The sequence below is a fragment of the Mycobacterium sp. SMC-4 genome (assembly GCF_025263265.1).
GTDB lineage: Bacteria > Actinomycetota > Actinomycetes > Mycobacteriales > Mycobacteriaceae > Mycobacterium.
Window position 1 is genome coordinate 403,344 of sequence record NZ_CP079869.1, and the last position, 22,446, is coordinate 425,789.

General features: G+C 68.0%; 21 protein-coding genes. 13 read left to right on the forward strand and 8 right to left on the reverse strand.

Features of this window, described 5'->3' with window-relative positions; all coding sequences use genetic code 11:
* Position 1: 1 nt before the first annotated feature.
* Complete coding sequence (locus KXD98_RS01920; RefSeq protein ID WP_260761616.1) at positions 2-1,726, forward strand: NAD(P)/FAD-dependent oxidoreductase; 1,725 nt, start codon at positions 2-4, stop codon at positions 1,724-1,726.
* Positions 1,723-3,465, forward strand: coding sequence for a dihydroxy-acid dehydratase (locus tag KXD98_RS01925; protein WP_260761617.1), 1,743 nt, complete (start codon positions 1,723-1,725; stop codon positions 3,463-3,465). Before KXD98_RS01920 ends, KXD98_RS01925 begins: the two co-directional genes overlap by 4 nt.
* A 22-nt stretch (positions 3,466-3,487) precedes the next feature.
* Here KXD98_RS01925 and KXD98_RS01930 read toward each other — a convergent pair whose 3' ends face one another.
* Positions 3,488-4,189, reverse strand: a complete 702-nt coding sequence (locus KXD98_RS01930) for a phytanoyl-CoA dioxygenase family protein (protein WP_260761618.1) — start codon at positions 4,187-4,189, stop codon at positions 3,488-3,490.
* A gap of 269 nt (positions 4,190-4,458) precedes the next feature.
* Here KXD98_RS01930 and dnaK point away from each other — a divergent pair, with 269 nt between their 5' ends.
* The 4 genes from dnaK to KXD98_RS01950 are packed head-to-tail and all read left to right on the forward strand — an operon-like array spanning position 4,459 to position 8,561.
* The gene (gene dnaK / locus KXD98_RS01935) at positions 4,459-6,327 is read left to right on the forward strand and encodes a molecular chaperone DnaK (protein WP_260761619.1); all 1,869 of its coding nucleotides are present in this window, start codon (positions 4,459-4,461) and stop codon (positions 6,325-6,327) included.
* The gene (gene grpE, locus KXD98_RS01940; RefSeq protein WP_260761620.1) at positions 6,324-6,959 is read left to right on the forward strand and encodes a nucleotide exchange factor GrpE; all 636 of its coding nucleotides are present in this window, start codon (positions 6,324-6,326) and stop codon (positions 6,957-6,959) included. The genes dnaK and grpE overlap by 4 nt, the downstream gene beginning before the upstream one ends.
* A 58-nt stretch (positions 6,960-7,017) precedes the next feature.
* Entirely contained in the window at positions 7,018-8,196 is a 1,179-nt protein-coding gene (dnaJ, locus tag KXD98_RS01945) for a molecular chaperone DnaJ (RefSeq protein WP_260761621.1), read from the forward strand.
* Complete coding sequence (locus KXD98_RS01950; RefSeq protein ID WP_396882259.1) at positions 8,196-8,561, forward strand: heat shock protein transcriptional repressor HspR; 366 nt, start codon at positions 8,196-8,198, stop codon at positions 8,559-8,561. The genes dnaJ and KXD98_RS01950 overlap by 1 nt, the downstream gene beginning before the upstream one ends.
* A 10-nt stretch (positions 8,562-8,571) precedes the next feature.
* On the opposite strand, the gene KXD98_RS01955 is transcribed toward KXD98_RS01950, so the two are convergent.
* From KXD98_RS01955 to KXD98_RS01965, 3 genes are read right to left on the reverse strand one after another with little or no spacing between them, the layout of a single operon-like run.
* On the reverse strand, positions 8,572-9,474 hold the full coding sequence (locus tag KXD98_RS01955; protein WP_260765502.1) for an aldose 1-epimerase: 903 nt from the start codon (positions 9,472-9,474) through the stop codon (positions 8,572-8,574).
* A 28-nt stretch (positions 9,475-9,502) separates the two neighbouring features.
* The gene (locus KXD98_RS01960) at positions 9,503-10,669 is read right to left on the reverse strand and encodes an FAD-binding oxidoreductase (protein ID WP_260761622.1); all 1,167 of its coding nucleotides are present in this window, start codon (positions 10,667-10,669) and stop codon (positions 9,503-9,505) included.
* A gap of 14 nt (positions 10,670-10,683) precedes the next feature.
* Entirely contained in the window at positions 10,684-11,721 is a 1,038-nt protein-coding gene (locus KXD98_RS01965) for an ABC transporter permease (protein WP_260761623.1), read from the reverse strand.
* Positions 11,722-11,821: 100 nt separating this feature from the next.
* Between KXD98_RS01965 and KXD98_RS01970 the strand changes: the two genes are divergently transcribed.
* Complete coding sequence (locus KXD98_RS01970) at positions 11,822-12,460, forward strand: TetR family transcriptional regulator (RefSeq protein WP_260761624.1); 639 nt, start codon at positions 11,822-11,824, stop codon at positions 12,458-12,460.
* Here the strand turns inward: KXD98_RS01970 and KXD98_RS01975 are convergent.
* The gene (locus KXD98_RS01975) at positions 12,455-13,129 is read right to left on the reverse strand and encodes a GAP family protein (protein WP_260761625.1); all 675 of its coding nucleotides are present in this window, start codon (positions 13,127-13,129) and stop codon (positions 12,455-12,457) included. The genes KXD98_RS01970 and KXD98_RS01975 overlap by 6 nt on opposite strands.
* Positions 13,130-13,226: 97 nt before the next feature.
* Between KXD98_RS01975 and KXD98_RS01980 the strand changes: the two genes are divergently transcribed.
* A complete protein-coding gene (locus KXD98_RS01980; protein WP_260761626.1) occupies positions 13,227-13,580 on the forward strand; it encodes a VOC family protein in 354 nt (117 codons plus the stop codon).
* Positions 13,581-13,587: 7 nt separating this feature from the next.
* Here KXD98_RS01980 and KXD98_RS01985 read toward each other — a convergent pair whose 3' ends face one another.
* Positions 13,588-14,244 carry a hypothetical protein gene (locus KXD98_RS01985; RefSeq protein ID WP_260765504.1) on the reverse strand — a complete coding sequence of 219 codons (657 nt, stop codon included), beginning with the start codon at positions 14,242-14,244 and terminating at the stop codon, positions 13,588-13,590.
* A gap of 199 nt (positions 14,245-14,443) precedes the next feature.
* Here KXD98_RS01985 and clpB point away from each other — a divergent pair, with 199 nt between their 5' ends.
* The 5 genes from clpB (at position 14,444) to KXD98_RS02010 (ending at position 20,372) form a co-directional block, all read left to right on the forward strand.
* Positions 14,444-16,990 (forward strand): ATP-dependent chaperone ClpB, encoded by a 2,547-nt coding sequence (gene clpB, locus KXD98_RS01990; RefSeq protein ID WP_260761627.1) that lies wholly within the window; start codon positions 14,444-14,446, stop codon positions 16,988-16,990.
* Positions 16,991-17,171: 181 nt separating this feature from the next.
* Positions 17,172-18,038 carry a trehalose monomycolate transport factor TtfA gene (gene ttfA / locus KXD98_RS01995; RefSeq protein WP_260761628.1) on the forward strand — a complete coding sequence of 289 codons (867 nt, stop codon included), beginning with the start codon at positions 17,172-17,174 and terminating at the stop codon, positions 18,036-18,038.
* A gap of 14 nt (positions 18,039-18,052) precedes the next feature.
* Positions 18,053-18,829: an SDR family oxidoreductase gene (locus KXD98_RS02000; RefSeq protein WP_260761629.1), complete on the forward strand. Its 777-nt coding sequence runs from the start codon at positions 18,053-18,055 to the stop codon at positions 18,827-18,829.
* A gap of 33 nt (positions 18,830-18,862) precedes the next feature.
* On the forward strand, positions 18,863-19,735 hold the full coding sequence (locus KXD98_RS02005; RefSeq protein ID WP_396883336.1) for a hypothetical protein: 873 nt from the start codon (positions 18,863-18,865) through the stop codon (positions 19,733-19,735).
* Positions 19,722-20,372 (forward strand): RNA methyltransferase, encoded by a 651-nt coding sequence (locus KXD98_RS02010; RefSeq protein WP_260761631.1) that lies wholly within the window; start codon positions 19,722-19,724, stop codon positions 20,370-20,372. The genes KXD98_RS02005 and KXD98_RS02010 overlap by 14 nt, the downstream gene beginning before the upstream one ends.
* Here the strand turns inward: KXD98_RS02010 and KXD98_RS02015 are convergent.
* Both KXD98_RS02015 and KXD98_RS02020 read right to left on the reverse strand, forming a co-directional pair.
* The gene (locus KXD98_RS02015) at positions 20,256-21,845 is read right to left on the reverse strand and encodes an MFS transporter (protein ID WP_260761632.1); all 1,590 of its coding nucleotides are present in this window, start codon (positions 21,843-21,845) and stop codon (positions 20,256-20,258) included. The genes KXD98_RS02010 and KXD98_RS02015 overlap by 117 nt on opposite strands.
* Positions 21,842-22,384 (reverse strand): TetR/AcrR family transcriptional regulator, encoded by a 543-nt coding sequence (locus KXD98_RS02020; protein WP_260761633.1) that lies wholly within the window; start codon positions 22,382-22,384, stop codon positions 21,842-21,844. Before KXD98_RS02020 ends, KXD98_RS02015 begins: the two co-directional genes overlap by 4 nt.
* Positions 22,385-22,446 lie beyond the last annotated feature (62 nt).

Consider the following 22,446-nt stretch of genomic DNA (forward strand, 5'->3'; position numbering starts at 1 on the left):
GATGCCGGCAACAACGCAGTACGACGCCATCATCATCGGCGCCGGCCACAATGGACTGGTCACCGCGAACTATCTTGCCCGCGCGGGTAAGAAGGTCCTGGTACTCGAAGCGCGCGACATCGTCGGCGGCGCCTGTGTCACCGAGGAGCTCATCCCCGGCTCGAAATGGTCGTCGTGTGCTTTCATCGCCGGCCTGCTCCGGCCGGAGATCATCGACGAGCTCGAATTGCGCCGGTTCGGCCTGGACCTGTATCAGGGTGATGCGCTGTCCTACAGCCTGTTCCGCGACGGCACCTCGTTCACGATGTGGAAGGAGACCGACCGCACCCTGCGCGAGATCGAGAAACTCAACAAGAAGGACGCCCAGGCGTTCCTGGACTTCGGACTTCGGCTGCAACGATTCGCCGGCCTGGTGACGCCGTATCTGCTCACCTCGCCGCCGGAGCGTTCGGAGGTCTTCGCGGCGTTCGAGGCCGCGGGCGAGCAGACGTTGTTCGACGAGTTCACCTTGCTCTCGGTGCGCGATCTGCTCGACCGCTATTTCGAGGACGAACGACTCAAGAGCATGCTCACCTTCTTCGGGATGGTGTCCATCTTCGGCGGTCCGTCGACGCCGGGAACGGCCTACACCTACGGTCACCACTCCTGGGGCGAGTTCAACGGGAAATTCGGTCAATTCGGCCTGGCCCGCGGTGGGATGGGCGCGATCAGCGAGGCGCTGGCCGCAGGTGCCCGGCACCACGGCGCAACCATCCGCACCTCGGCCCCGGTCGAGAAGGTCATCGTCGAACGCGGAACCGCCACCGGGGTGCGGTTGGCCGACGGATCGGTGATCACGGCGAAGCAGGTGTTCTCCAACGCCGACCCCAAGCGTTCCCTGCTGCGCCTGGTGGAGCCCGGTGTACTGCCCGCACCACTGATCCGTGCTGTCGAGAATATCGACACCCGCGGATCCATGGCGCGCATCCACCTGCTGATCGACGAACTGCCGCAGTACCTTCCGTTCGCCGATGCCAGCGAGGGACCCCAGCATCACGGACATCAGCTGCTGGGCCCCAGCCGGGAGGCGTTCGAGGAGGCCTATGAGGCCCAGCGGCGGGGCACCTTCCCGAGCACGTTCGTCATCGAGGCCGTCACCCAGTCGGTGACCGACGACTCGTTGGCACCGGCCGGGTTGCACACGATGACGCTGGGCATCCAGCAGCTGCCGTCGGAGCTCACCGGCACCACGTGGGCGGCGGAGAAGCAGAAGTGGGCCGACCTGGTGTTGGAGGATCTGTTCACCTATGCGCCCAACCTGCGCGACCACATCCTCGACCGGGTCGTCATCACCCCCGACGACCTGGACAACGAGTACCTGATCACCGACGGCAACATCTTCCACGGCAGCATGATGCTCGATCAGCTGTTCGGGGCCCGGCCCATTCCGGAGCTGGCGAATTACCGCACGCCCGTGTGCAACTATTACCTCTGCGGGTCGGGCACCCATCCCGGCGGCGGGGTCATGGGTGCCAACGGTCACAACGCGGCCAAGGTCGCCCTCGCCGACGCCGACGGTGTCGCGCCGACCCGTCAGGTCCGGTCGAATCCGGCGGCCAAGGTGCCGTGGCAGCAGCGGATGGTAGCCACCCTGATGTCCACCAAACCCGGTCGGTGGGTGGGATACCGGGCCGCTCGGCAGCCCGCACTGCGCAGGATCACCGCCTACGCGGCCAAAGTCCGGTGAGGGAGCTGCGTAGCGCCAAGTGGTTCTCCGGCCAGAACGTTCCCGGCTTCGTCCACCGCTCGGCCATGCGCGCCTCAGGCTTCTCCAGGATGGCGTTCGAGGGCAGGCCCATCGTCGGGATCTGCAATTCCTGGTCAGAAGTCGTCAACTGCAACATGCACTTTCGCGGACTGGCCGATTCGGTGCGCCGCGGTGTGCTGGCCGCCGGCGGGTTTCCGCTTGAGTTCCCCACCATGTCCCTCGGGGAACAGCTGATGAAGCCGACCACGATGCTGTTCCGCAACCTGATGGCGATGGACGTCGAGGAGTCCATCCGGGCGTACCCGTTTGACGCGGTCGTTCTTCTGGGCGGGTGCGACAAGACGGTTCCGGCGCAGCTCATGGGTGCCGCTAGCGCCGATGTCCCGGCCATCGTGCTGACCGGCGGACCGGCCTATCCGGCGGTGTTCAACGGAAAGCAGCTGGGCGTCGGGACGGATCTCTGGGAGTACATCGACGACGTCCGGGCGGGGCGGATGTCGATGGCGGACTATGAGCGCCTCGAGGCGGCGGCCGGGCCGTCGCGCGGGCACTGTCCGGAGATGGGCACCGCCTCCACCATGGCCACGCTGGTCGAGGGGCTAGGAATGACACTGCCCGGCGCCGCCGCCGTCCCGGCGATGGACTCGCGGCGGCTGCACGTCGCCGAGGAGGTCGGAGCCAGGGCAGTCGGCCTGGCGGTCGAGAGTCTGCGGCCGTCGCAGGTACTGACCGCGCAGGCCTTCGACAACGCGATCACTCTGATGCTGGCCGTCGGGGGCTCGACCAATGCGATCGTGCACCTGTTGGCGATTGCCGGGCGCGTCGGGGTGCCGCTGACCCTCGACCGGTTCCACGAGTTGTCCGCTCGCACACCGCTGGTGGTCAACGTGCGACCCGCCGGTGAGCATCTCGTGGAACAGGTCTTCCACGCCGGCGGCATCCCGGCGGTCATGAAATCCGTCGAGGGCCTGTTGCACACGGAGGCGCTGACCGTCACCGGCAAGACCGTCGCTGACAATCTGCCCGTCCAGCCCGCCTCCGACACCACGGTGATCACATCGCTGGCGCACCCCTTCCAGCCTCCGCAGGGGCTTGCGGTGGTGCGGGGCAACCTCGCGCCCCGCGGTGCGGTGATCAAGTGCAGCGCAGCCACTCCCGGCCTGCTCGTGCACCACGGCCCCGCGGTGGTGTTCGACGACATGCGAGACCTGCTGGCCCGCTTCGACGATCCAGAGCTCGATGTGAGTGCCGACTCGGTGCTGGTGTTGCGCAACGCCGGACCGCGCGGGGCTCCGGGGATGCCCGAGTGGGGACAACTGCCGATCCCCAGCAAGCTGCTGGGCGCGGGTGTCACCGACATGGTTCGCATCTCCGATGCCCGGATGAGCGGCACGGCCTACGGGACATGCGTGTTGCACGTCAGCCCGGAGTCCGCGGCCGGCGGACCGCTCGGTCTGGTCCGTGATGGCGACATCATCGCCCTGGATGCCCATGCGGGCCGACTCGACCTGCTGGTCGATGATGTCGAACTCGACGCGCGCAGAGCCGATCTCACCTCATACTCGCCCAGGACCCCGGCGAGGGGCTATGCCGCCCTGTACGTCGAACGGGTCCTACAGGCCGACCAGGGGTGCGACTTCGACTTCCTGGTCGGGCGGTCGCAACGGCCCGCGGACGAACCGGAGGCGATCTTCGACGGCTGGGTCGGCGGGTGGTGACCTGGTCGGCGCCAGTGATGAATCAGGTGCGCGACGGGCCGAAGAGGGTGTTCGATGGCGTCGAATCCACGGGGGACTGGGCCATGAATCGCGGTGTGCTGCCTCGGTGTTCGTCTGCCGCATGCACGGTAAACGGGTGTAGGACGTACATGTCGCCAGGCTGACCCACAGCACGGCGGACGGGGCGGTCGGCGCTGGCCGCATCAACCAGCCGCCCCGCGGTCACCGCGTCCAGCGGCCGGGGGCCCAGCACCTCGGCGGTATCCCGGTGTGATCCGGCACGGATACGGGTGGGCGCGTCGTCGACGGTGACCTCGGACAGCAGCGTCAACACCAGCAGTGTCTGCGGCCGGTTTGTGACCGCCCAAGAGCCGTCAGCCTGCGGGGTGTTCAGATCGATGTGCCAACCCCGGTCGTCGGCCGGCGGGAACACCGGAAAGCGGACCACGATGTTGCCCAGCGCGCCACGGGGTACCCACCCGCCGGGGCCGCAGAGCCGGTCGAGCGTCTGCGCCAACCGCTTGCTGCCGACGATTGCCCCGAACGGTCCCTGGCCCGTCAGGTCGGCCGTCCACAGCACCGGCTCGGTCCAGGTTGAAGGGTCCTCCGGCGACACGGGCAACCCGCGCCACAACAGGGCGCGCGCCGCATCGGCAACCTCGGCGGGCACCGCCTGCTCGATCTTGACGAACCCGTCGGTGGTGAAGGCGTCGATGTCGACCATGCCGTCAGGGTGGCACGATCACCGTTCTGCGAGCCAAAGGTTTTCCCCGCTGGCCGAGATCGCGACCGGTGCCGGCGACTGAGGTCGACCGGTGCCGGGAACAAATCCGGAGCGAGGCCCGTTGAGATCGACAGTTGAGTGATAGAGACTCAAGTCTGGCTTGACACCGGGGCATCCGGAGGAGCACTCTTGAGCCTGGTTCACTCATCTCGAATCGAGAGTGCTCTGCACTCGTGACCCACATGAACGTCTATCAGGAGGCAACAACTATGGCTCGTGCGGTCGGTATCGACCTCGGGACCACCAACTCCGTCGTCGCAGTGCTCGAAGGTGGGGACCCCGTGGTCGTCGCCAACTCCGAGGGGGCCCGGACCACGCCGTCGGTTGTCGCGTTCGCGCGCAACGGCGAGGTGCTGGTCGGACAGCCCGCCAAGAACCAGGCGGTGACCAACGTCGACCGGACGATCCGCTCGGTCAAGCGGCACATGGGTGGCGACTGGTCCATCGAGATCGACGACAAGAAGTACACGCCGCAGGAGATCAGTGCGCGTGTGCTGATGAAGCTCAAGCGGGACGCCGAGAGCTACCTGGGTGAGGACATCACCGACGCGGTGATCACCGTGCCCGCCTACTTCAACGACGCCCAGCGGCAGGCCACCAAGGAAGCCGGCCAGATCGCCGGCATGAACGTGCTGCGCATCGTCAACGAGCCGACCGCGGCCGCGCTGGCCTACGGCCTGGACAAGGGCGGCAAGGAACAGACCATCCTGGTCTTCGACCTCGGTGGCGGCACCTTCGACGTGTCGCTGCTCGAAATCGGTGACGGTGTGGTCGAGGTCCGCGCCACCAGCGGTGACAACCACCTCGGTGGCGACGACTGGGACGACCGCATCGTCGAATGGCTGGTGGAGAAGTTCAAGGGCACCAGCGGCATCGACCTGACCAAGGACAAGATGGCGATGCAGCGGCTGCGCGAAGCGGCCGAGAAGGCAAAGATCGAACTCAGCTCCTCGCAGAGCACCTCGATCAACCTGCCCTACATCACCGTCGACGCCGACAAGAATCCGCTGTTCCTCGACGAGCAGCTGACACGCGCGGAGTTCCAGCGCATCACCCAGGATCTGCTGGACCGCACCCGCAAGCCCTTCCAGCAGGTCGTCAAGGACGCCGGCATCGCGGTCGGTGACATCGACCATGTGGTGCTGGTCGGTGGTTCCACCCGGATGCCCGCGGTGACCGAGCTGGTCAAGGAACTCACCGGCGGCAAAGAGCCCAACAAGGGCGTCAACCCTGACGAAGTGGTCGCCGTCGGCGCCGCGCTTCAGGCCGGCGTGCTCAAGGGCGAGGTCAAAGACGTTCTGCTGCTTGATGTCACGCCGCTGAGCTTGGGCATCGAGACCAAGGGTGGCGTGATGACCAAACTGATCGAGCGCAACACCACGATCCCGACCAAGCGGTCGGAGACCTTCACCACGGCCGACGACAACCAGCCGTCGGTGCAGATCCAGGTCTATCAGGGTGAGCGGGAGATCGCGGCGCACAACAAGCTGCTCGGCAGCTTCGAGCTGACCGGCATCCCGCCGGCGCCGCGCGGCGTGCCCCAGATCGAGGTGACCTTCGACATCGACGCCAACGGCATCGTGCACGTCACCGCCAAGGACAAAGGCACCGGCAAAGAGAACACGATCCGCATCCAGGAAGGCTCCGGCCTGTCCAAGGAAGAGATCGACCGGATGGTCAAGGATGCCGAGGCACACGCCGAGGAGGACCGCCAGCGCCGGGAGGAGGCCGACGTCCGCAACCAGGCCGAGTCGCTGGTGTACCAGACCGAGAAGTTCGTCAAGGACCAGCGTGAGCCCCAGGAGGGTGCGGCCGGTCCCACGGTCCCCGAGGAAACCCTCGGCAAGGTCGAGTCCGCGATCGCTGACGCCAAGAAGGCGTTGGAGGGCACCGACATCGCCGCGATCAAGGCGGCGATGGAGAAGCTCGGTGAGGAGAGCCAGGCTCTGGGCCAGGCGATCTACGAGGCCACCCAGGCTCAGGGCGGTTCGCCCGGAGCCGATGCGGGCGCGGCCACACCGGGCGCGGACGATGTCGTCGACGCCGAAGTTGTTGAGGACGACCAGGAGCGCAAGTGAGTAACGCAGCTGACCGAGAGGAACCGATCACCGTCACCGACAAGCGGCGCATCGATCCCGACACCGGTCAGGTGCGCGACACCCCGTCGGACGGGCCGGCCCCCAGTGGGCCGGCACCGGACGAGTTCGCCGGCGAGTCACCAGAAGAGGCCGACAAGGCCGCCGAACTGCTCGCCGACCTGCAACGCGTCCAGGCCGATTTCGCCAACTATCGCAAGCGAGCGCTGCGCGACCAGCAGATGGTCGCCGACCGCGCCAAGGCGGCGGTGCTCAGTGAGTTGTTGCCGGTGCTCGACGATCTCGACCGGGCCCGCAGCCACGGCGACCTGGAATCCGGGCCGCTGAAAGGGGTGGCGGACAAGCTGATCGCAGTGCTGGAGGCCCAAGGTCTGGTGGCCTTCGGTGCCGAAGGTGATGCCTTCGACCCCGAACTGCACGAAGCCGTGCAGCACGAGGGTGAAGGCACCCATCCGGTGTTGGGCACGGTGATGCGGCGCGGCTACCGGGTCGGCGAGCACGTCGTGCGCCACGCGATGGTCGGGGTCGTCGACACCGTCCCCGGCGATGCACCCGACGCAGCCGAGAGCGGCAATGCCGGAGCTGAGCCCGGACAAGCCGCAGAATCGAATTGAGCACTGTCCCGACAAGATTGAGCACTGTCCCGACGAGAAGGTGAGGAGGTGACCCGATATGGCCCAGCGCGAGTGGGTTGAGAAGGACTTCTACAAGGAGCTCGGCGTCGCCTCCGACGCCACCCAGGACGAGATCAAGCGGGCGGCCCGCAAGATTCTCGCCGAGAACCACCCGGACCGTAATCCCGGTGACTCCGCGGCCGAAGAGCGCTACAAGATCGCCTCGGAAGCCAAGGAGGTGTTGACCGATCCGGCCAAGCGCAAAGAGTACGACGAGACTCGCCGGCTGTTCGCCGGCGGCGGATACGGTCGGGGCAGGTTCGGCGGCGGGGGCGGTTTCGGTGGATTCGGGGGGGCCGACGGGCAGGAATTCAACCTCAACGATCTGTTCGACGCCGCCGGGCAGACCGGCGGCGCGAACATCGGTGACCTGTTCGGCGGGCTGTTCGGGCGGGGCGGTGCGCAGCCACGGCCCAGCCGGCCGCGGCGGGGCAACGATCTGGAGACCGAAACCGAGCTGAGCTTCCTGGAGGCCACCAAGGGTGTGGCGATGCCGCTGCGGCTGACCAGCCCGGCGCCGTGCACCAACTGCCACGGCAGCGGTGCACGGCCCGGGACCAGCCCGAAGGTCTGCGCGAACTGCAACGGTGCCGGCGTCATCAATCGCAACCAGGGTGCCTTCGGGTTCTCCGAGCCGTGCACCGAATGTCGGGGCAGCGGGTCGATCATCGAGCACCCGTGTGACGAGTGCCGAGGCACCGGTGTGACCACCCGGACCCGCACGATCAACGTGCGGATTCCGCCGGGCGTCGAGGACGGTCAGCGCATCCGGCTGGCCGGCCAGGGCGAAGCCGGGCTGCGTGGTGCCCCCTCCGGTGACCTGTACGTCACCGTGCACGTGCGGCCGGACAAGGTCTTCGGTCGCAACGGTGACGACCTGACAGTGACCGTGCCGGTCAGTTTCCACGAGTTGGCTTTGGGGACAACGCTTTCCGTGCCTACCCTGGAGGGCAAGGTCGGAGTGCGGGTGCCCAAGGGCACCTCCGACGGCCGGATCCTGCGGGTGCGGGGACGCGGCGTGCCGAAGCGGTCCGGCGGGCACGGTGATCTGCTCGTCACGGTGAAGGTCGCGGTGCCGCCGAACCTCGAAGGTGAGGCAGCCGAGGCGCTGGAGGCCTACGCCAAGGCCGAACGAGCAAGCGGGTTCGACCCGCGGGCCGGATGGGTCGGGTCCTGATGGCCTCCGATCGCAACAGCGAAGCCAGGACGTTCTTGATCTCGGTGGCTGCTGAGCTGGCCGGTATGCATGCGCAGACGCTGCGCACCTACGACCGGCTGGGCCTGGTCAGTCCGCAGCGCAGTTCCGGTGGGGGACGGCGTTATTCGCAGCGCGACGTCGATCTGCTGCGTGAGGTGCAGCGGCTCTCGCAGGACGAGGGCGTCAACCTGGCGGGCATCAAGCGCATCATCGAGCTGACCAATCAGGTCGAGGCGCTGCAGTCGCGGATCCGGGAGCTCTCCGAGGAGATCGACCGACTGCGCGCCCAACCGCGGGCCAAGAGCACCGCACTGGTGGTGTGGCAACCGCGCAACCAGCGCTGAGCGACGCCGATCAGCTGACCTTGACGCGGAACTGCGCCACCGCGGATTCGCCGGGGGCCACCTCGCGGTACCCACCGCGCCGCAACGCATCGGTCGGCGCGGCCATCGGCTCGAAGCAGACCACGTCGTCGTCGCCCGGTGCGAACACCTGGGCCGCGGTGAATCCCTGGTCGAAATGCACCTCGATCCGTCGGTCGCCGCCCGACAGCGCGAACACCGACCCCGGTTCGACCTCGTCGAAACCCTCGTCGATGAACTTGTCGCCCAACGGTTCTACGGCGGCCGGTCGCTGCTCGACCCGGCCGGTCGGGATGCCCCAGGCATTCACCGGCTGATAGCGCATGGCCGGTGTCTCGATCGTCCACTGCGCGCGCGGGACGCCGGGCAGCTGCAGATAGGGATGGAATCCGAAACACAGCGGCACCCGGGAACCGGTCGTCGCCGTCACGGTGGTCCGCACCGTCAGCGTGCGGTCGGCCAGCGTGACATCCACGGTCAACAGGTGCGGAAACGGGAAACTGGCCAGCAGCCCCGGTCGGGCGGCGAAATCCAACTCGGCCGTCAACTGCGACTCCAGCACCGTGGTGACGGTCCAGTCCTTGTAGGCGGCCAGGGTGCCGTGGATCGGCACGCCGTGCTGATCGGTGCGAACTCCGCCGGTTCCGGGCGTCAGCGTCACCACTGCGCCGTCGACGCCGTAGCCGTTGCTGCTCAGCCGGTTCGCCCAGGGATAGAGGATGGGTATGCCCATCGTCTTGTGGTTGGACACGTAGGCCAGTAGGCCGCGGCGCTGGCCCAGCAGCTCCATCCCGTCGTCGGACAGTGACGTCGCGACCATTCCCGCTCCCGGAACATAGGTCGCCGTCAGTGGGGACGACGGGTCGCGCAGCGTGACGGTGTCGAACTCGTCCATGGGGATCGATCCTGCCACGTCGCGGTCCTCAATTGGCCACCGGATCGTGGCGGATGCGTTCGCCGGGCGTGCCTTTGGCCAGCAGGGCGGACTTGGTGTTCGACACCATCTCGGGTCCGCCGCAGATCAGGATCTGGCGGTCACTCCAGCTGCCGTACTGGGTGACCACCTCCGGCAACGTCCCGAGTTGGCGAACGTGCAGTCCGCGCGGGGGCGTGACGTCGGGATAGTCGCGCGCCCACGGCGGGTCGAAGTTCAGCTCCGAGACCGGCGTCACCGACAACCACGTGTTGGTCGAGGCGATCTCCCACAACGTGCGCAGATCGTAGAGCTCGCACGGGTACTTCGCGCCGAAGAACAGGTGGACCCGCGGATTCTCGGTGAATTGGGTCATGTCCATGATCAGCGCCCGCAGCGGTGCCAGCCCGGTGCGTCCGGCGATCATCAGTACGTCGCCGTCGTCGCGGTCGACGTGTAAGCCGCCGTGCGGGTTGGCCACCCGCCAGCGGTCACCCGGTGCTGTTTCGCCGACGATGGTCGTGCTGACCATCCCGCCGGGCACCGATCGGACATGGAACTCCACGTAGCCGGCAGGGTCGGCCGGAATCGCCGGGCTCAGGTAGCGCCACCTTCTCGGCCACTGGGGCACCTGCACCGGCAGGTATTGCCCGGGGTGGTAGCTCAGCGGATGGTCCATCTTCAACCGGATCACCGACACGTCGCGGCTCGGCCGCAGATGTTCGAGCACGCTGCCGTCGCAGAACGGTGGGGTGGTCTCGGCGTCGGCGGCACCGCTCATCACGCCGATGATCAGCGTGACGACGTCGGTGACGGCTTCGGCGAGCCGGCGATCCCAGTAGTCGGCCAGGGCCGCGCGCAGGGTGTCGAGCATGGCGTCGTGCAGGGTGACGTAGTGCTGTTCGGTCACCCCGTACTTGCGGTGGTCGCGGCCGAGCTGGGCGAGGAAGCCGACGGGCTCCTCGGCGCGCTGGGCGATCAGCTCGTCGCACAACCACGACAGCGCGTGACCGAAGGCTTTGCGCTGAGTGTGCATGTCGGGCGGGAACAGGTCCCGTGCGGACAGATCGGTGGCAAACCACCGGGTGTAGAGGTCGGCGATCAGCTTTTCGGACCCGAACGCAGGATCGAGCGCATCCCGCAGGATGCGCATCGATTCCTGGTCCTCGAGGCCCACGCGCAGATACTAGGTCACCGCGACGCAGACTTCCCGGCGCGCAGTGCGGCCACCGCGACCAACGCGATTCCGGCCAGCGCCCAGCAACTGAGCACGATGATCGGGGTCGGCGAGCCGACCAAACCGAACGAGGTCGGCGAGCCGACCCCACCGAACGCCGCGGCCGAACGTAGCAGCGTCGCGGTGGCGCCCTGCGGGAGCAGCTGCCCCAGCTCGCCCCACCCGCTGGGCAGCAGCTCCGGCGCGCCGGCCAGCCCCGAGAGTGGATTGCCCACGAGCACAGCCAACAGCGCGCCCGCGATGAGCCCGGCCTTGCCGAACACCGCACCGATCCCGAGCAGCAACAGCAGGGCCGCGCCGATACCGAGCGTCAGCGCCGCGGTCACGGCCCAGAAGTTCTGGTCGATCGAGCCCAGCACGTAGCGCAGCACCGCAGCGAGCGTGACGGCCGAGACGGCGGCAAAGGACATCGCAGCGGCCAGCTGGGTCCAGTGCCGGCCGGGCAGCAGCAGCACCAGCGCGATCGCCGGGAGGAGGCCGGCCAGGGTGATCGGCAGGGCGGATGCGGTCAGGCCGGCCCCGCGCGGATCCTGCCCGGTCGGCGGGGCGAGGTCCTCGACGGCGACCCGTGTGCCGAGCTGCTGACCCATCGTGGCGCCGAGTTGGGTCAGCAATTGCGCAACTGCGGGACTGGCTGTGGTGGCGATCATCATCGTGGGTGCCGCGCCGGGCTGGCCCGGCAGCACCAGGCCGCCATAGACCTCGCGGTCGGCGATCGCGCTGCGCAGGGCGGTGTCGCCGGGGAAGTAGGTCACCTCGAAGGCGCCGGGCGAGTGCTGCTCGAGCAGCTGTGCGAACTGACCCCCGGCGGCCTGCGGCCCGGCCGCGCCGATCGGCACGCCGTGCGGCCCGGATCTGGCTGCGGGCAGCGCAAACGCGATCGCCACCAGCGCGATCAGCACGGTAAGGACGGCGACCACGACGGTGGCTTGCAGCGCGGCCGGGGGCTGGTGCGCCCCGGCGGTGGCGTGGCGGTGCTGGGTGGTGGTCATCACGGCCCTCTTTTCACTAGGTGTTGAAATGCCTTGATGAGGTCAGGGTAAATCCCTGCGGGCACAAATTCAACAGCAATTGAAATGCTAGGGTCGCGGGATGCCGGCAGCAGCGAAAACACCGAAACGACGGGGGCGCCGACAAGGCACCCCGGTGTCTCGCGACGCGGTGCTGGCGGCGGCGCAGAAGCGTTTCGCGCAGGACGGCTACGAGAAGACGACCCTGCGGGCCATCGCCCGCGACGCCCATGTCGACCCGTCGATGGTGCTGTACCTGTTCGGCTCCAAGGAGCAGCTGTTCCGTGAATCGCTGAGCCTGATCATCAACCCCGAGAAAGTGGTTGCCGCACTGGCCGGCGCCGACGACGACGAGCCCGACATCGGTACCCGGATGGTGCGGACGTACCTCAATATCTGGGAGGCGCCGGAGAGCGCGGCCAGCATGCGCGCGATGCTGGCATCGGCGACGTCGAACACCGATGCGCTCGACGCCTTTCGCGGCTTCCTGCGCAACTACATGCTGACCGCGGTCTCGGGTGTACTCGGTGGTGACGAGCAGGCGCGGCTGCGCGCGACACTGGCCGCGAGCAGCCTGGTGGGCACGGCGATGCTGCGCTATCTGGTCGGTGTGCCGCCGCTGTCGGAGCTGGCGACCGAGGACGTGGTGCGGTTGGTGGCGCCGACGGTCACGCGTTACCTGACCGCTGATGCCGCAGAACTCGGCCTGCCCGATCTATAGCGCGTGGATGCCCTTGTAGAGCACCAGCAGACCGATGACCACCAGGATGACGGCGATCAGCACCGCGTGCTGACGTTCCATCCAGTCCTTGAGCCGGTCCAGTGCCGCGTCGAGGCGACCGCGCGACAGCGCGAACGCGAGGATCGGCAATGCGACGCTGCAGCCCGCCACTGTGACGAACCAGGCCACCGCGCCCCAGACCTCGGGGGCGTTGATACCGGCCGTGCCGATCGCCAAACCTGCTGCCGCGCACAGCAGCAGCACCTTCGGGTTGACCACCGTCAGCACGGCCGAGGTGAGTGCGGCCTTGGCAGGTGACAACGTGCTCATCCGGGTCATCCAGCCCGGCATGTGCTCGGAGCGTCTCCGGGTGACCCAGCGGTACAGCCCGAAGACGATCAGCGCCGAACCGATCACGACCCGCAGCCACGATGCCCAGCCCGGCGGATCCTGGCCGACTCCGCCGCCGATCAGATGCGACGCGGCCAGGAACGCGCCGGTCAGCCCGGTCAGACCGGCCAGCCAGCCCAGCAGGAACGCCAGCCCGGTCGGAATCGGCCGTGCACTGTGCAGCACCAGCACCGCCGGGATGATCGTCAACGGCGACAACGCGATGACCAGTCCGAGCGGGATCAGCTCGGTCAGAATCGCTCCCCAACTACCCGACACCGGCAAAACCTAGCAAGCCCCCGGCGCGGGCGTCGGCGTAAGCGATGAGTTGCGCAGGCGCACCGGGTCGGTACCGGTGACAGAAAGGGGCAGACAGATGCCGGTCGCTCATGTCCTCGCGGTCGTCCACGTCACCGACGTCGACGCCGCCAGGCGGTGGTACGCATTGCTGTTCGGTCGACCCGAGGACAACAACCCGATGCCGACGCTGGTGGAATGGCAGGTGCTGCCGGGCGCGTGGGTGCAGGTGTACCACGACCCGGACCGGGCCGGCACCGACGAAATCAACCTCGCCGTCGACGATCTCGAACGTCACATCGCCGAACTGACCGAACGCGGATTGCGTACCGGCGACGTCGTCGACGCGAACAAAGGCGTTCGGCTGTGCCGGTTTCCCGACCCCGACGGCAACATCGTGACCCTCATCGGCGGATTCCGCGTCGAGTACTGAGGCCGGATCAGCCGTCTTCGAACTCGTTGCGCCCCAGCGTGTTCACGAATGTCGGACCCAACAGGTCGAGTTCGCGCCGGTACTGCTGGGCCCACGCGCCGAAGGGGCGGTGCGCAAGGTATTCGTTGCGGAACCGGTCGTCCTCGGACACCTCGGTGGTGCAGAACGACGGTATGTGCAGGTCTACCACGGGATTGTTGCGTTCCACTTCGGCCAGAACCAGTCCAGCGTTGCCGGCCAGGAACCGGTCGATGATCCAGCCGTCCTCACCCAACCACACCGACGAGCGGATCTTGACCACGACATGATCGGCCCGCGCGACGATCTGACCGGCGACCAGCGGATCGAGTTCGCGCTCGGCCTCGTAACGGGTTCCCCCGGCGGCGGGCCCTTTGGCGGTCATGGTGCCGATCGTGTCCTCGCCCATCGCGGTCACCAACTCGGCCGGGGTGCGTTCCGGATCGGCGGGTGCGGGTCCCTGCAGTCGCACGCGGACCGCGTAGCCGTCAGCGGCGAACAGATAGGCCTGCGCGATCAGCACGGGGGTCGGGTCCGATGCCGCCACGGCGGGGATCTCGCGGACGAAGAACTTCCGCTCGAATTCGAAGTCCCCTGCCCCGCGCTCGAAGCCGGAACCGGACACCTCATAGCCAGGGTCGGGCATGCCAGGGTTGGACATAGAGCGACGCTAACCCGGTAACGCGCGCGAAGAAGGGTACGAAGCCCGTGTCCGACGCCGGGAAAATCTGGTAAAACTAATCAGACTTGAGCGGAACAGACTCAACCTTGACGACGTTGAGCAATGCGAGAAGCATTTTTGAAGGGCGGCTTGGGCGGTCCTTCGTTGACGAAAGGGAGCTGTCGTGGACTCGTTCAATCCGACGACCAAGACTCAGGCGGCGTTGACGTCGGCGCTGCAGGCCGCATCTGCGGCGGGTAATCCGCAGATCACGCCTGCGCACCTGCTGATGGCCCTGCTGACGCAGAACGACGGGATCGCCGCCCCGCTGCTGGAGGCCGTCGGTGTCGAGCCCGCCACCATCCGCGCCGAGACGCAGCACATTCTCGACCGGTTGCCCAGCGCCACGGGCGCCAGCACCCAGCCGCAGCTGTCCCGCGAGGCGCTGTCGGCGATGACCGCGGCCCAGCACTTGGCCACCGAGATGGACGACGAATACGTCTCCACCGAACACGTCATGGTGGGGCTGGCCAGCAATGACACCGATGTCGCCAAGCTGCTGACCGGTCATGGCGCGTCGCCGCAGGCCCTGCGGGAGGCGTTCGTGAAGGTGCGCGGCAGCGCGCGGGTCACCAATCCCGACCCCGAGGGCAGCTACCAGGCGCTGGAGAAGTACTCCACCGACCTGACCGCACGGGCGCGGGAGGGCGAGCTCGACCCCGTCATCGGCCGCGACACCGAGATCCGCCGTGTGGTGCAGGTGCTGAGCCGTCGCACCAAGAACAACCCGGTGCTCATCGGTGAACCCGGCGTCGGTAAGACCGCGATCGTCGAGGGACTGGCCCAGCGCATCGTCGCCGGTGACGTCCCGGAGAGCCTGCGTGACAAGACTGTCGTCTCGCTGGATCTCGGCTCGATGGTGGCCGGCGCCAAGTACCGCGGCGAGTTCGAGGAACGCCTCAAGGCCGTCCTCGACGACATCAAGAACTCGGCCGGGCAGGTCATCACGTTCATCGACGAGTTGCACACCATCGTCGGCGCCGGCGCCACCGGTGAAGGGGCGATGGACGCGGGAAACATGATCAAGCCGATGCTGGCCCGTGGTGAACTGCGCCTGGTCGGCGCCACCACACTCGACGAGTACCGCAAGTACATCGAGAAGGACGCCGCGCTGGAGCGCCGCTTCCAGCAGGTGCTGGTCGGCGAGCCCTCGGTCGAGGACACCGTCGGCATTCTGCGCGGACTCAAGGAGCGTTACGAGGTGCACCACGGTGTGCGCATCACCGACTCGGCTCTGGTGGCCGCGGCGACGCTGTCGGACCGCTACATCACCGCCCGGTTCCTGCCCGACAAGGCCATCGACCTGGTCGACGAGGCCGCCTCGCGGCTGCGGATGGAGATCGACTCCCGGCCGGTCGAGATCGATGAGGTGGAGCGGCTGGTCCGGCGCCTGGAGATCGAGGAGATGGCGCTGTCGAAGGAGGAGGACGACGCCTCCAAGGAACGGTTGGACAAGCTGCGTGCCGAGCTGGCAGACAACAAAGAAAAGTTGGCCGAGCTTACTGCCCGCTGGCAGAACGAGAAGGGCGCCATCGACGTCGTCCGCGAGCTCAAGGAGCAGTTGGAGACGCTCAAAGGTGAGGCCGACCGCGCCGAGCGGGACGGCGACCTCGGCAAGGCCGCCGAGTTGCGCTACGGCCGCATCCCAGAGATCGAGAAGAAGCTCGACGCGGCGCTGCCGCACGCCGAGGCTCGTGACGACGTGATGCTCAAAGAGGAGGTCGGACCCGACGACATCGCCGACGTGGTGTCGGCGTGGACCGGGATCCCGGCCGGCCGGATGCTCGAAGGCGAGTCGGCCAAGCTGCTGCGCATGGAAGACGAGCTGGGCAAGCGTGTGGTCGGCCAGCGGCGTGCGGTCACCGCGGTCTCCGATGCCGTCCGGCGCAGCCGCGCCGGGGTCGCCGACCCGAACCGACCGCTGGGCTCGTTCATGTTCCTCGGCCCTACCGGCGTCGGGAAGACCGAGCTGGCCAAGGCGCTGGCGGAGTTCCTGTTCGACGACGAGCGTGCGATGGTGCGCATCGACATGAGCGAGTACGGCGAGAAGCACTCGGTGGCCCGGCTGGTCGGTGCCCCTCCCGGCTACATCGGCTACGACCAGGGTGGTCAGCTGACCGAGGCGGTGCGGCGCCGTCCGTACTCGGTGATCCTGTTCGACGAGATCGAGAAGGCTCACCCCGATGTGTTCGACGTGCTGCTGCAGGTCCTCGACGAGGGCCGGCTCACCGACGGGCAGGGCCGCACGGTCGACTTCCGCAACACCATCCTGATCCTGACGTCCAACCTGGGCGCCGGAGGGACCGAGGAGATGGTGATGGCGGCGGTGCGTTCGGCCTTCAAGCCCGAGTTCATCAACCGCCTCGACGACGTCATCATCTTCGACGGGCTCAACCCCGAGGAACTGGTGTCGATCGTCGACATCCAGCTCCAGCAGCTGGCCAAGCGGTTGGCGCAGCGCCGGCTCACCCTGGAGGTGTCACTGCCGGCCAAGAAGTGGCTCGGTGAGCGCGGCTTCGACCCGCTCTACGGCGCCCGTCCGCTGCGTCGGCTCATCCAGCAGGCCATCGGCGACCAGCTGGCCAAGATGCTGCTGGCCGGCGACGTGCACGACGGTGACATCGTGCCGGTCAACGTCAGCCCGGACGGCGACAGCCTGGTTCTGGGCTGAGCGAGACCCCCGCCACAGCGGTTGTGGCGGGGGTACTTCGTCACCGACAGGGCGTCTAGCGCCTGTTCCGGCCCGAAATCGCGCGCTGAATGCACTGTCGACGCCAGGATCATCCCTCGTGACCCGGTTGTGATCTGTCCGAGTTCGGAGTGCGCCGCCCGCAGCGGATACTCTTGACCCAATGGTTCCGCTTTGGTTCACGCTGTCCGCACTCTGCTTCGTGGGTGCGGCGGTGTTGTTGTACGTCGATCACGACCGCCGCAGGGGTCTGGGCCGTCGGCGTAAGTCCTGGGCCAAGTCCCACGGCTTCGACTACGAGCAAGAATCCCTGGACATCCTCAAGCGCTGGAAGCGCGGCGTGATGTCGACGGTGGGCGATGTGCGGGCCCGCAACGTGGTGCTCGGCCAGATCCGCGGCGAGGCGGTGTTCATCTTCGACCTCGACGACGTGGCCACGATCATCGCGCTGCACCGCAAGGTCGGCACCAACGTGGTGGTCGACATGCGACTCAAGGGACTCAAGGAGCCTCGGGAGAGCGACATCTGGCTGCTCGGCGCCATCGGACCGCGGATGGTCTACTCCACCAACCTCGACGCCGCCCGCCGGGCCTGTGACCGCCGGATGGTGACGTTCGCCCACACCGCGCCCGACTGCGCCGAGATCATGTGGAACGAGCCGAACTGGACGCTGGTCAGCATGCCGATCACCAGCACCAGGGCCCAGTGGGACGAAGGCCTGCGCACCGTCCGTCAGTTCAACGATCTGTTGCGGGTGCTGCCTCCGGTTCCATCCACTTCCGGTCAGCCCGTCGCCCGCCGCAGCGGATCGCCCAGCCGTCCGTTGAGCCACGCCCCGGCCGGTCGAGGCGAGCCGCCTCCGCGGCCGGACATGCCGACCCGCGGCGAGATGCCCCCGCCGCGCAAGGACGCTGCTGGGCCGCCATCGAACTATGGGCCGCCGCGACCCGATGCCGGCCGCCGCGGCCCGCAGCCCCCGAGTGCGCCGCAGCCGCCCGGCGGGCGACAGTCGCCGAACTATCAGCGATAAGTATTCTGGCGGGCATGTCTCGCCCTGTAGCCCTGATCACCGGACCGACGGCCGGACTGGGGGAGGGCTTCGCCCGACGCTACGCCGCCGACGGCTATGACCTGGTGCTGGTCGCCCGCGACGCCGAACGCCTGGACCGGCTGGCCAGCGAACTGCGCGACCTGGTAGGGGTGCAGGTGGAGGTATTGCCTGCCGATCTGGCCGTCGAAGCGGACCGGCTGGCTGTGGCCGAACGGTTGCGTGCCGGAGTGCGGGTCCTGGTCAACAATGCCGGCTTCGGCACGTCCGGTGAGTTCTGGTCTTCAGACTTCGCGCAGCTGCGCAAGCAACTCGACGTCAACGTCACCGCGGTCATGCAACTCACCCACGCGGCGCTGCCCTCGATGCTGGCCGCCGGCGCCGGCACCGTGCTCAATGTCGCCAGCGTCGCCGGGCTGCTGCCCGGACGCGGTTCGACCTACTCGGCGTCCAAAGCATGGGTGGTGTCGTTCTCCGAGGGGCTGGCCAACGGGCTGTCCGGCACCGGCGTGGGGGTCCACGCGTTGTGTCCGGGCTTCGTGCACACCGAGTTTCACGAGCGTGCCGGCATCGACATGGCCGGCACCCCGTCGATGCTCTGGCTCGAGGTCGACGACGTGGTCCGCGACACGATGGCCGACGTCGCGAAGGGCAAAGTCGTGATCATCCCGGGCCTGCAGTACAAGGCGCTGACCACCGCCGGCCGGATGGTGCCGCGAAACCTGGTGCGCGCGTTGACGAAAGTCGTGGGCAAGGGCCGTGACCGAACCTGAGATCCGGTGCGGATAGTCGCAGTTCTGGCGGCGATGATGCTGGTGCTCGCCGCCTGCTCGAGTGACAACGCGTCGACGCAGGTCTACGGCGCCGACCGCGCGACCATCGGGGAGTCGCTGGCGATCCTGGGTTGGAACATGTCGATGGGCAACCTGCGCTTCGACGCCGACCACGTCCTCGTCGACGTCGAAGCCGCGCCGGCGCAGCAGGACGCCACGCCCGTGGCGGCCGAGGACCTTCGGTTCGGTCTGTACGGGGCGCTCGCCCACCCGATCGAAGCCCCGGCACTGCGTGGCTGCGACGACGTCGACAACCTCGACCTGCAACCGTTGACCGCGACGGCGCCGGACCGGATGGCCGGCACGGTGTGCCTGGGTCCGCTGCGCGACCGGTCCCAGTTGCGCGGCATCTACGTGTACTCACCGCGCGACCGGATCGCCGGCAGTACGGTCGCCTACCCGGCCGCCTTTCCGGTGGGCCTGCTGCCCACCGGCGACACCGACACCGGCCTGAACGTACACACCACCAGCCTGGACGCGTTCCGCGCCGACGGCGCCCGGATAGATCCGCCCGCGCTGGGCGACCCGGGTGCCTTCGAGGGCCAGGGCTACATGCTGATCGGTCTGCAGGCCGACGCGGAGGCCGCGCGCTACCGCGAGCAGGCCGCGCAACGCGGTGGGCCGCTGATGGTGCTGGCCGGACCGACACTGCCCGGCCGCGGACTCAGCCACGCCTGCAGCATCTACGGGGCGTCGGTGCTCGTGCTACCGGACGAATCGCGAGAGACTGTGCGCCTCAATGCATCTCTGTGCACTCAGGGTGAGATCAACAACGCGCTGCTGTATGCGACGGTGTCGGTGGCCGGCACCCGCGCCGCGCTGTGGACCGTCGATGAGCGACGCTGAACTACCCGGCCCCACCGAGTGGGGTGACGGCAACGGGGTCGGCCCCTGGCCGGGGCCGGCGCCCGATGATCCCCGGCTGGATCCAGAACTGCTGCGCGACGGGGACTCCCGCAACGTCGTCGACGCCTACCGGTACTGGACCCGGGAGGCCATCGTCGCCGACATCGACCACCGCCGGCATCGGCTGCACGTGGCCATCGAGAACTTCGGCAACGACGCCAACATCGGTGGTGTGGTCCGCGCGGCCAACGCATTCGCCGTGCATACCGTACACATCGTGGGCCGCCGCCGATGGAATCGTCGCGGTGCCATGGTGACTGACCGCTACCAGCGACTGCGGCACCATGACAGCACCGCCGAACTGCTCGCATTCGCCGCGCAGGAGGGACTGACCGTGGTCGCGGTGGACAATGTGCCCGGTGCGGCGCGGCTGGAGCAGACCGCGTTACCGCGAGACTGTCTCCTGATCTTCGGTCAGGAAGGTCCGGGCATCACCGAGGACGCCAAGGCTGGTGCGGCGTCAACGGTGTCGATCGCACAATTCGGTTCCACCCGCAGTATCAACGCTGCGGTCGCCGCCGGGATCGCCATGCACACCTGGGTCGTCCAGCACGCCGACCTGGGTCTGGCCTGGTAGCGGAGCGCTGCGCAGCAGCACCCAGACCGCCAAGGCGGCCACCAGCATCAACACCGCGCCGGCGCCGGCCGCGATGGACAAGCCGGTGGTGAAGGCTTCCTTAGCCGCAGCCAGTAGTGGTTCAGCCTGTGCCGCAGGGAGATTGGCTGCCTCGCGGGTAGCTGCCGCCAGCGAGTCGCGAGCGTGCGCCGCGGTGTCGGCGGGGATCCCGGCGGGTACCACGAACCCGCGGTAGACGGCGGTGACGATGGAGCCCAGCGTGGCGATACCCAGCGCCATGCCGAGCTCGTAGGCGGTTTCGGACACCGCGGCGGCCGCCCCGGCCCGTTCCTTGGGCACGCTGGCCAGGATCACGTCGCTGGCGACGGTGAACGCCAGGCCCAGGCCCACACCGACCACGAACAGCGCCACGCCCAGTTGCGGATAGGACGTCTCAGGCTCGATCAGCGTCAGCGTCGCCATCGCCACGCCGACCATCGCCAATCCGGCGGTCAGCACCGCGCGCTGGGTGAACCAGCGCACCGCCAACCCGGCCAGCACACCGAACACCGTGGCGGTCACCGCTGCCGGCAGTTCGGCCAGCCCCGCCTGCAGCGGACTGTATCCCTTCACCAGCTGGAAGAACTGGGACAGGAAGAACACCAGACCCGAAAGGCCCAGCACCGAAAGCAGATTCGCGCTTACGACCCCGGAGAACGCCCGGTTGGCGAACAGCCGGACATCGATCAGCGGGCTGGGCAGGCGCAGCTGGCGACGGACGAACCAGATCAGCGCGGTGACGCCGACGGCTGCGGCGGCTGCCACGTCGGCCCGCAGACCGTGCACAGCGGTCTCCTTGACCGCGTAGACCACCGCGAGGATGCCGACCATGGACAGCGCGACCGAGGGCAGGTCCCACGGACCGGGATCGGGATTGCGGTGCTCAGGCAACAGGATCAACCCCCCGACCAGCAGCACGACCATGACCGGCACGTTGATCAGGAACACCGAACCCCACCAGAAGTGTTCGAGCAGCACCCCGCCGACGACCGGACCCAGGGCGGCGCCGGCAGAGAAGGATGCGGCCCAGATCCCCACGGCCAGCGAGCGTTCCCGTTGTTCACTGAAGATGCCGCGGATCAGTGCCAGCGTCGCTGGGGCCAGCGTCGCGCCGGCCACGCCCTGCAGGGCACGCCCGGCGATGAGCAACTCGGCGGTCGGCGCATAAGCGGTCAACGCCGAGACACCGGCAAATCCGACCGCCCCGCACAGCAGCAGCCGGCGGTGCCCGATGCGGTCACCGAGGCTGCCCATGCTGATCAGCAGGCTGGCCAGCACGAACGAGTAGATGTCACCGATCCACAGGATCTCGGTGCCCGTCGCGCCCAGGTCGCGACTGATGAACGGGGTGGCCAGGGCCAGCACCGTGCCGTCGATGCCGATCAGCAGCACGGCCAGGGTCAGGATGCCCAGCGCCAGCCAGCGGCGCGTCATGAGTTACGTACTCCGTTCAACAGCAGTTCGACGATCATGTGGCCGAAGTCGCGGCCGGCTGCCCGGCCGTTCTGGATGGCCCAGGCGGCGCCGGCGACCAGGTTGTAGAGCGCCTCGGTGAGCCAGGCCGCCGACAGATCGGGGCGGAATTCACCGCTGCGCTGGCCTCGCTCGAACAGTGCGCCGATCGCGGCGTCGGCGTCGGCCCACTCCTGCAGCGAGTGCTCCATGTCGAGTTCCTGGCTCTGGCTGTAGAGCAGGGCCAGATACGGCGAGACCGGTTCGCACGCCGCCACCAGCCGGCGCAACGCGTCGGTGGCCGAACCACGCTGCAGATCGGCGGTGTCGAGGGCCTGGCGCATCTGCGTGATCGCGAAGTCGTCGAGTGCGGCCAGCAGCGCCGGCTTGCCCGCGAAGTGGCGGTGCAGCGTGGCGCGGCTGACACCCACGGCGGCCGCGATCTCGTCCTGGGTGGCGTTGGGGCGCCGGCCCAGGAAGTCCGCCGCCGCGCGCAGCAGCTCCTCGCGTTCCACAGCCATGAGACGATAGTAGACCATTTGAGACAAAAATGTCTCATTCAATACCTGCGGAAGCGGGCCTC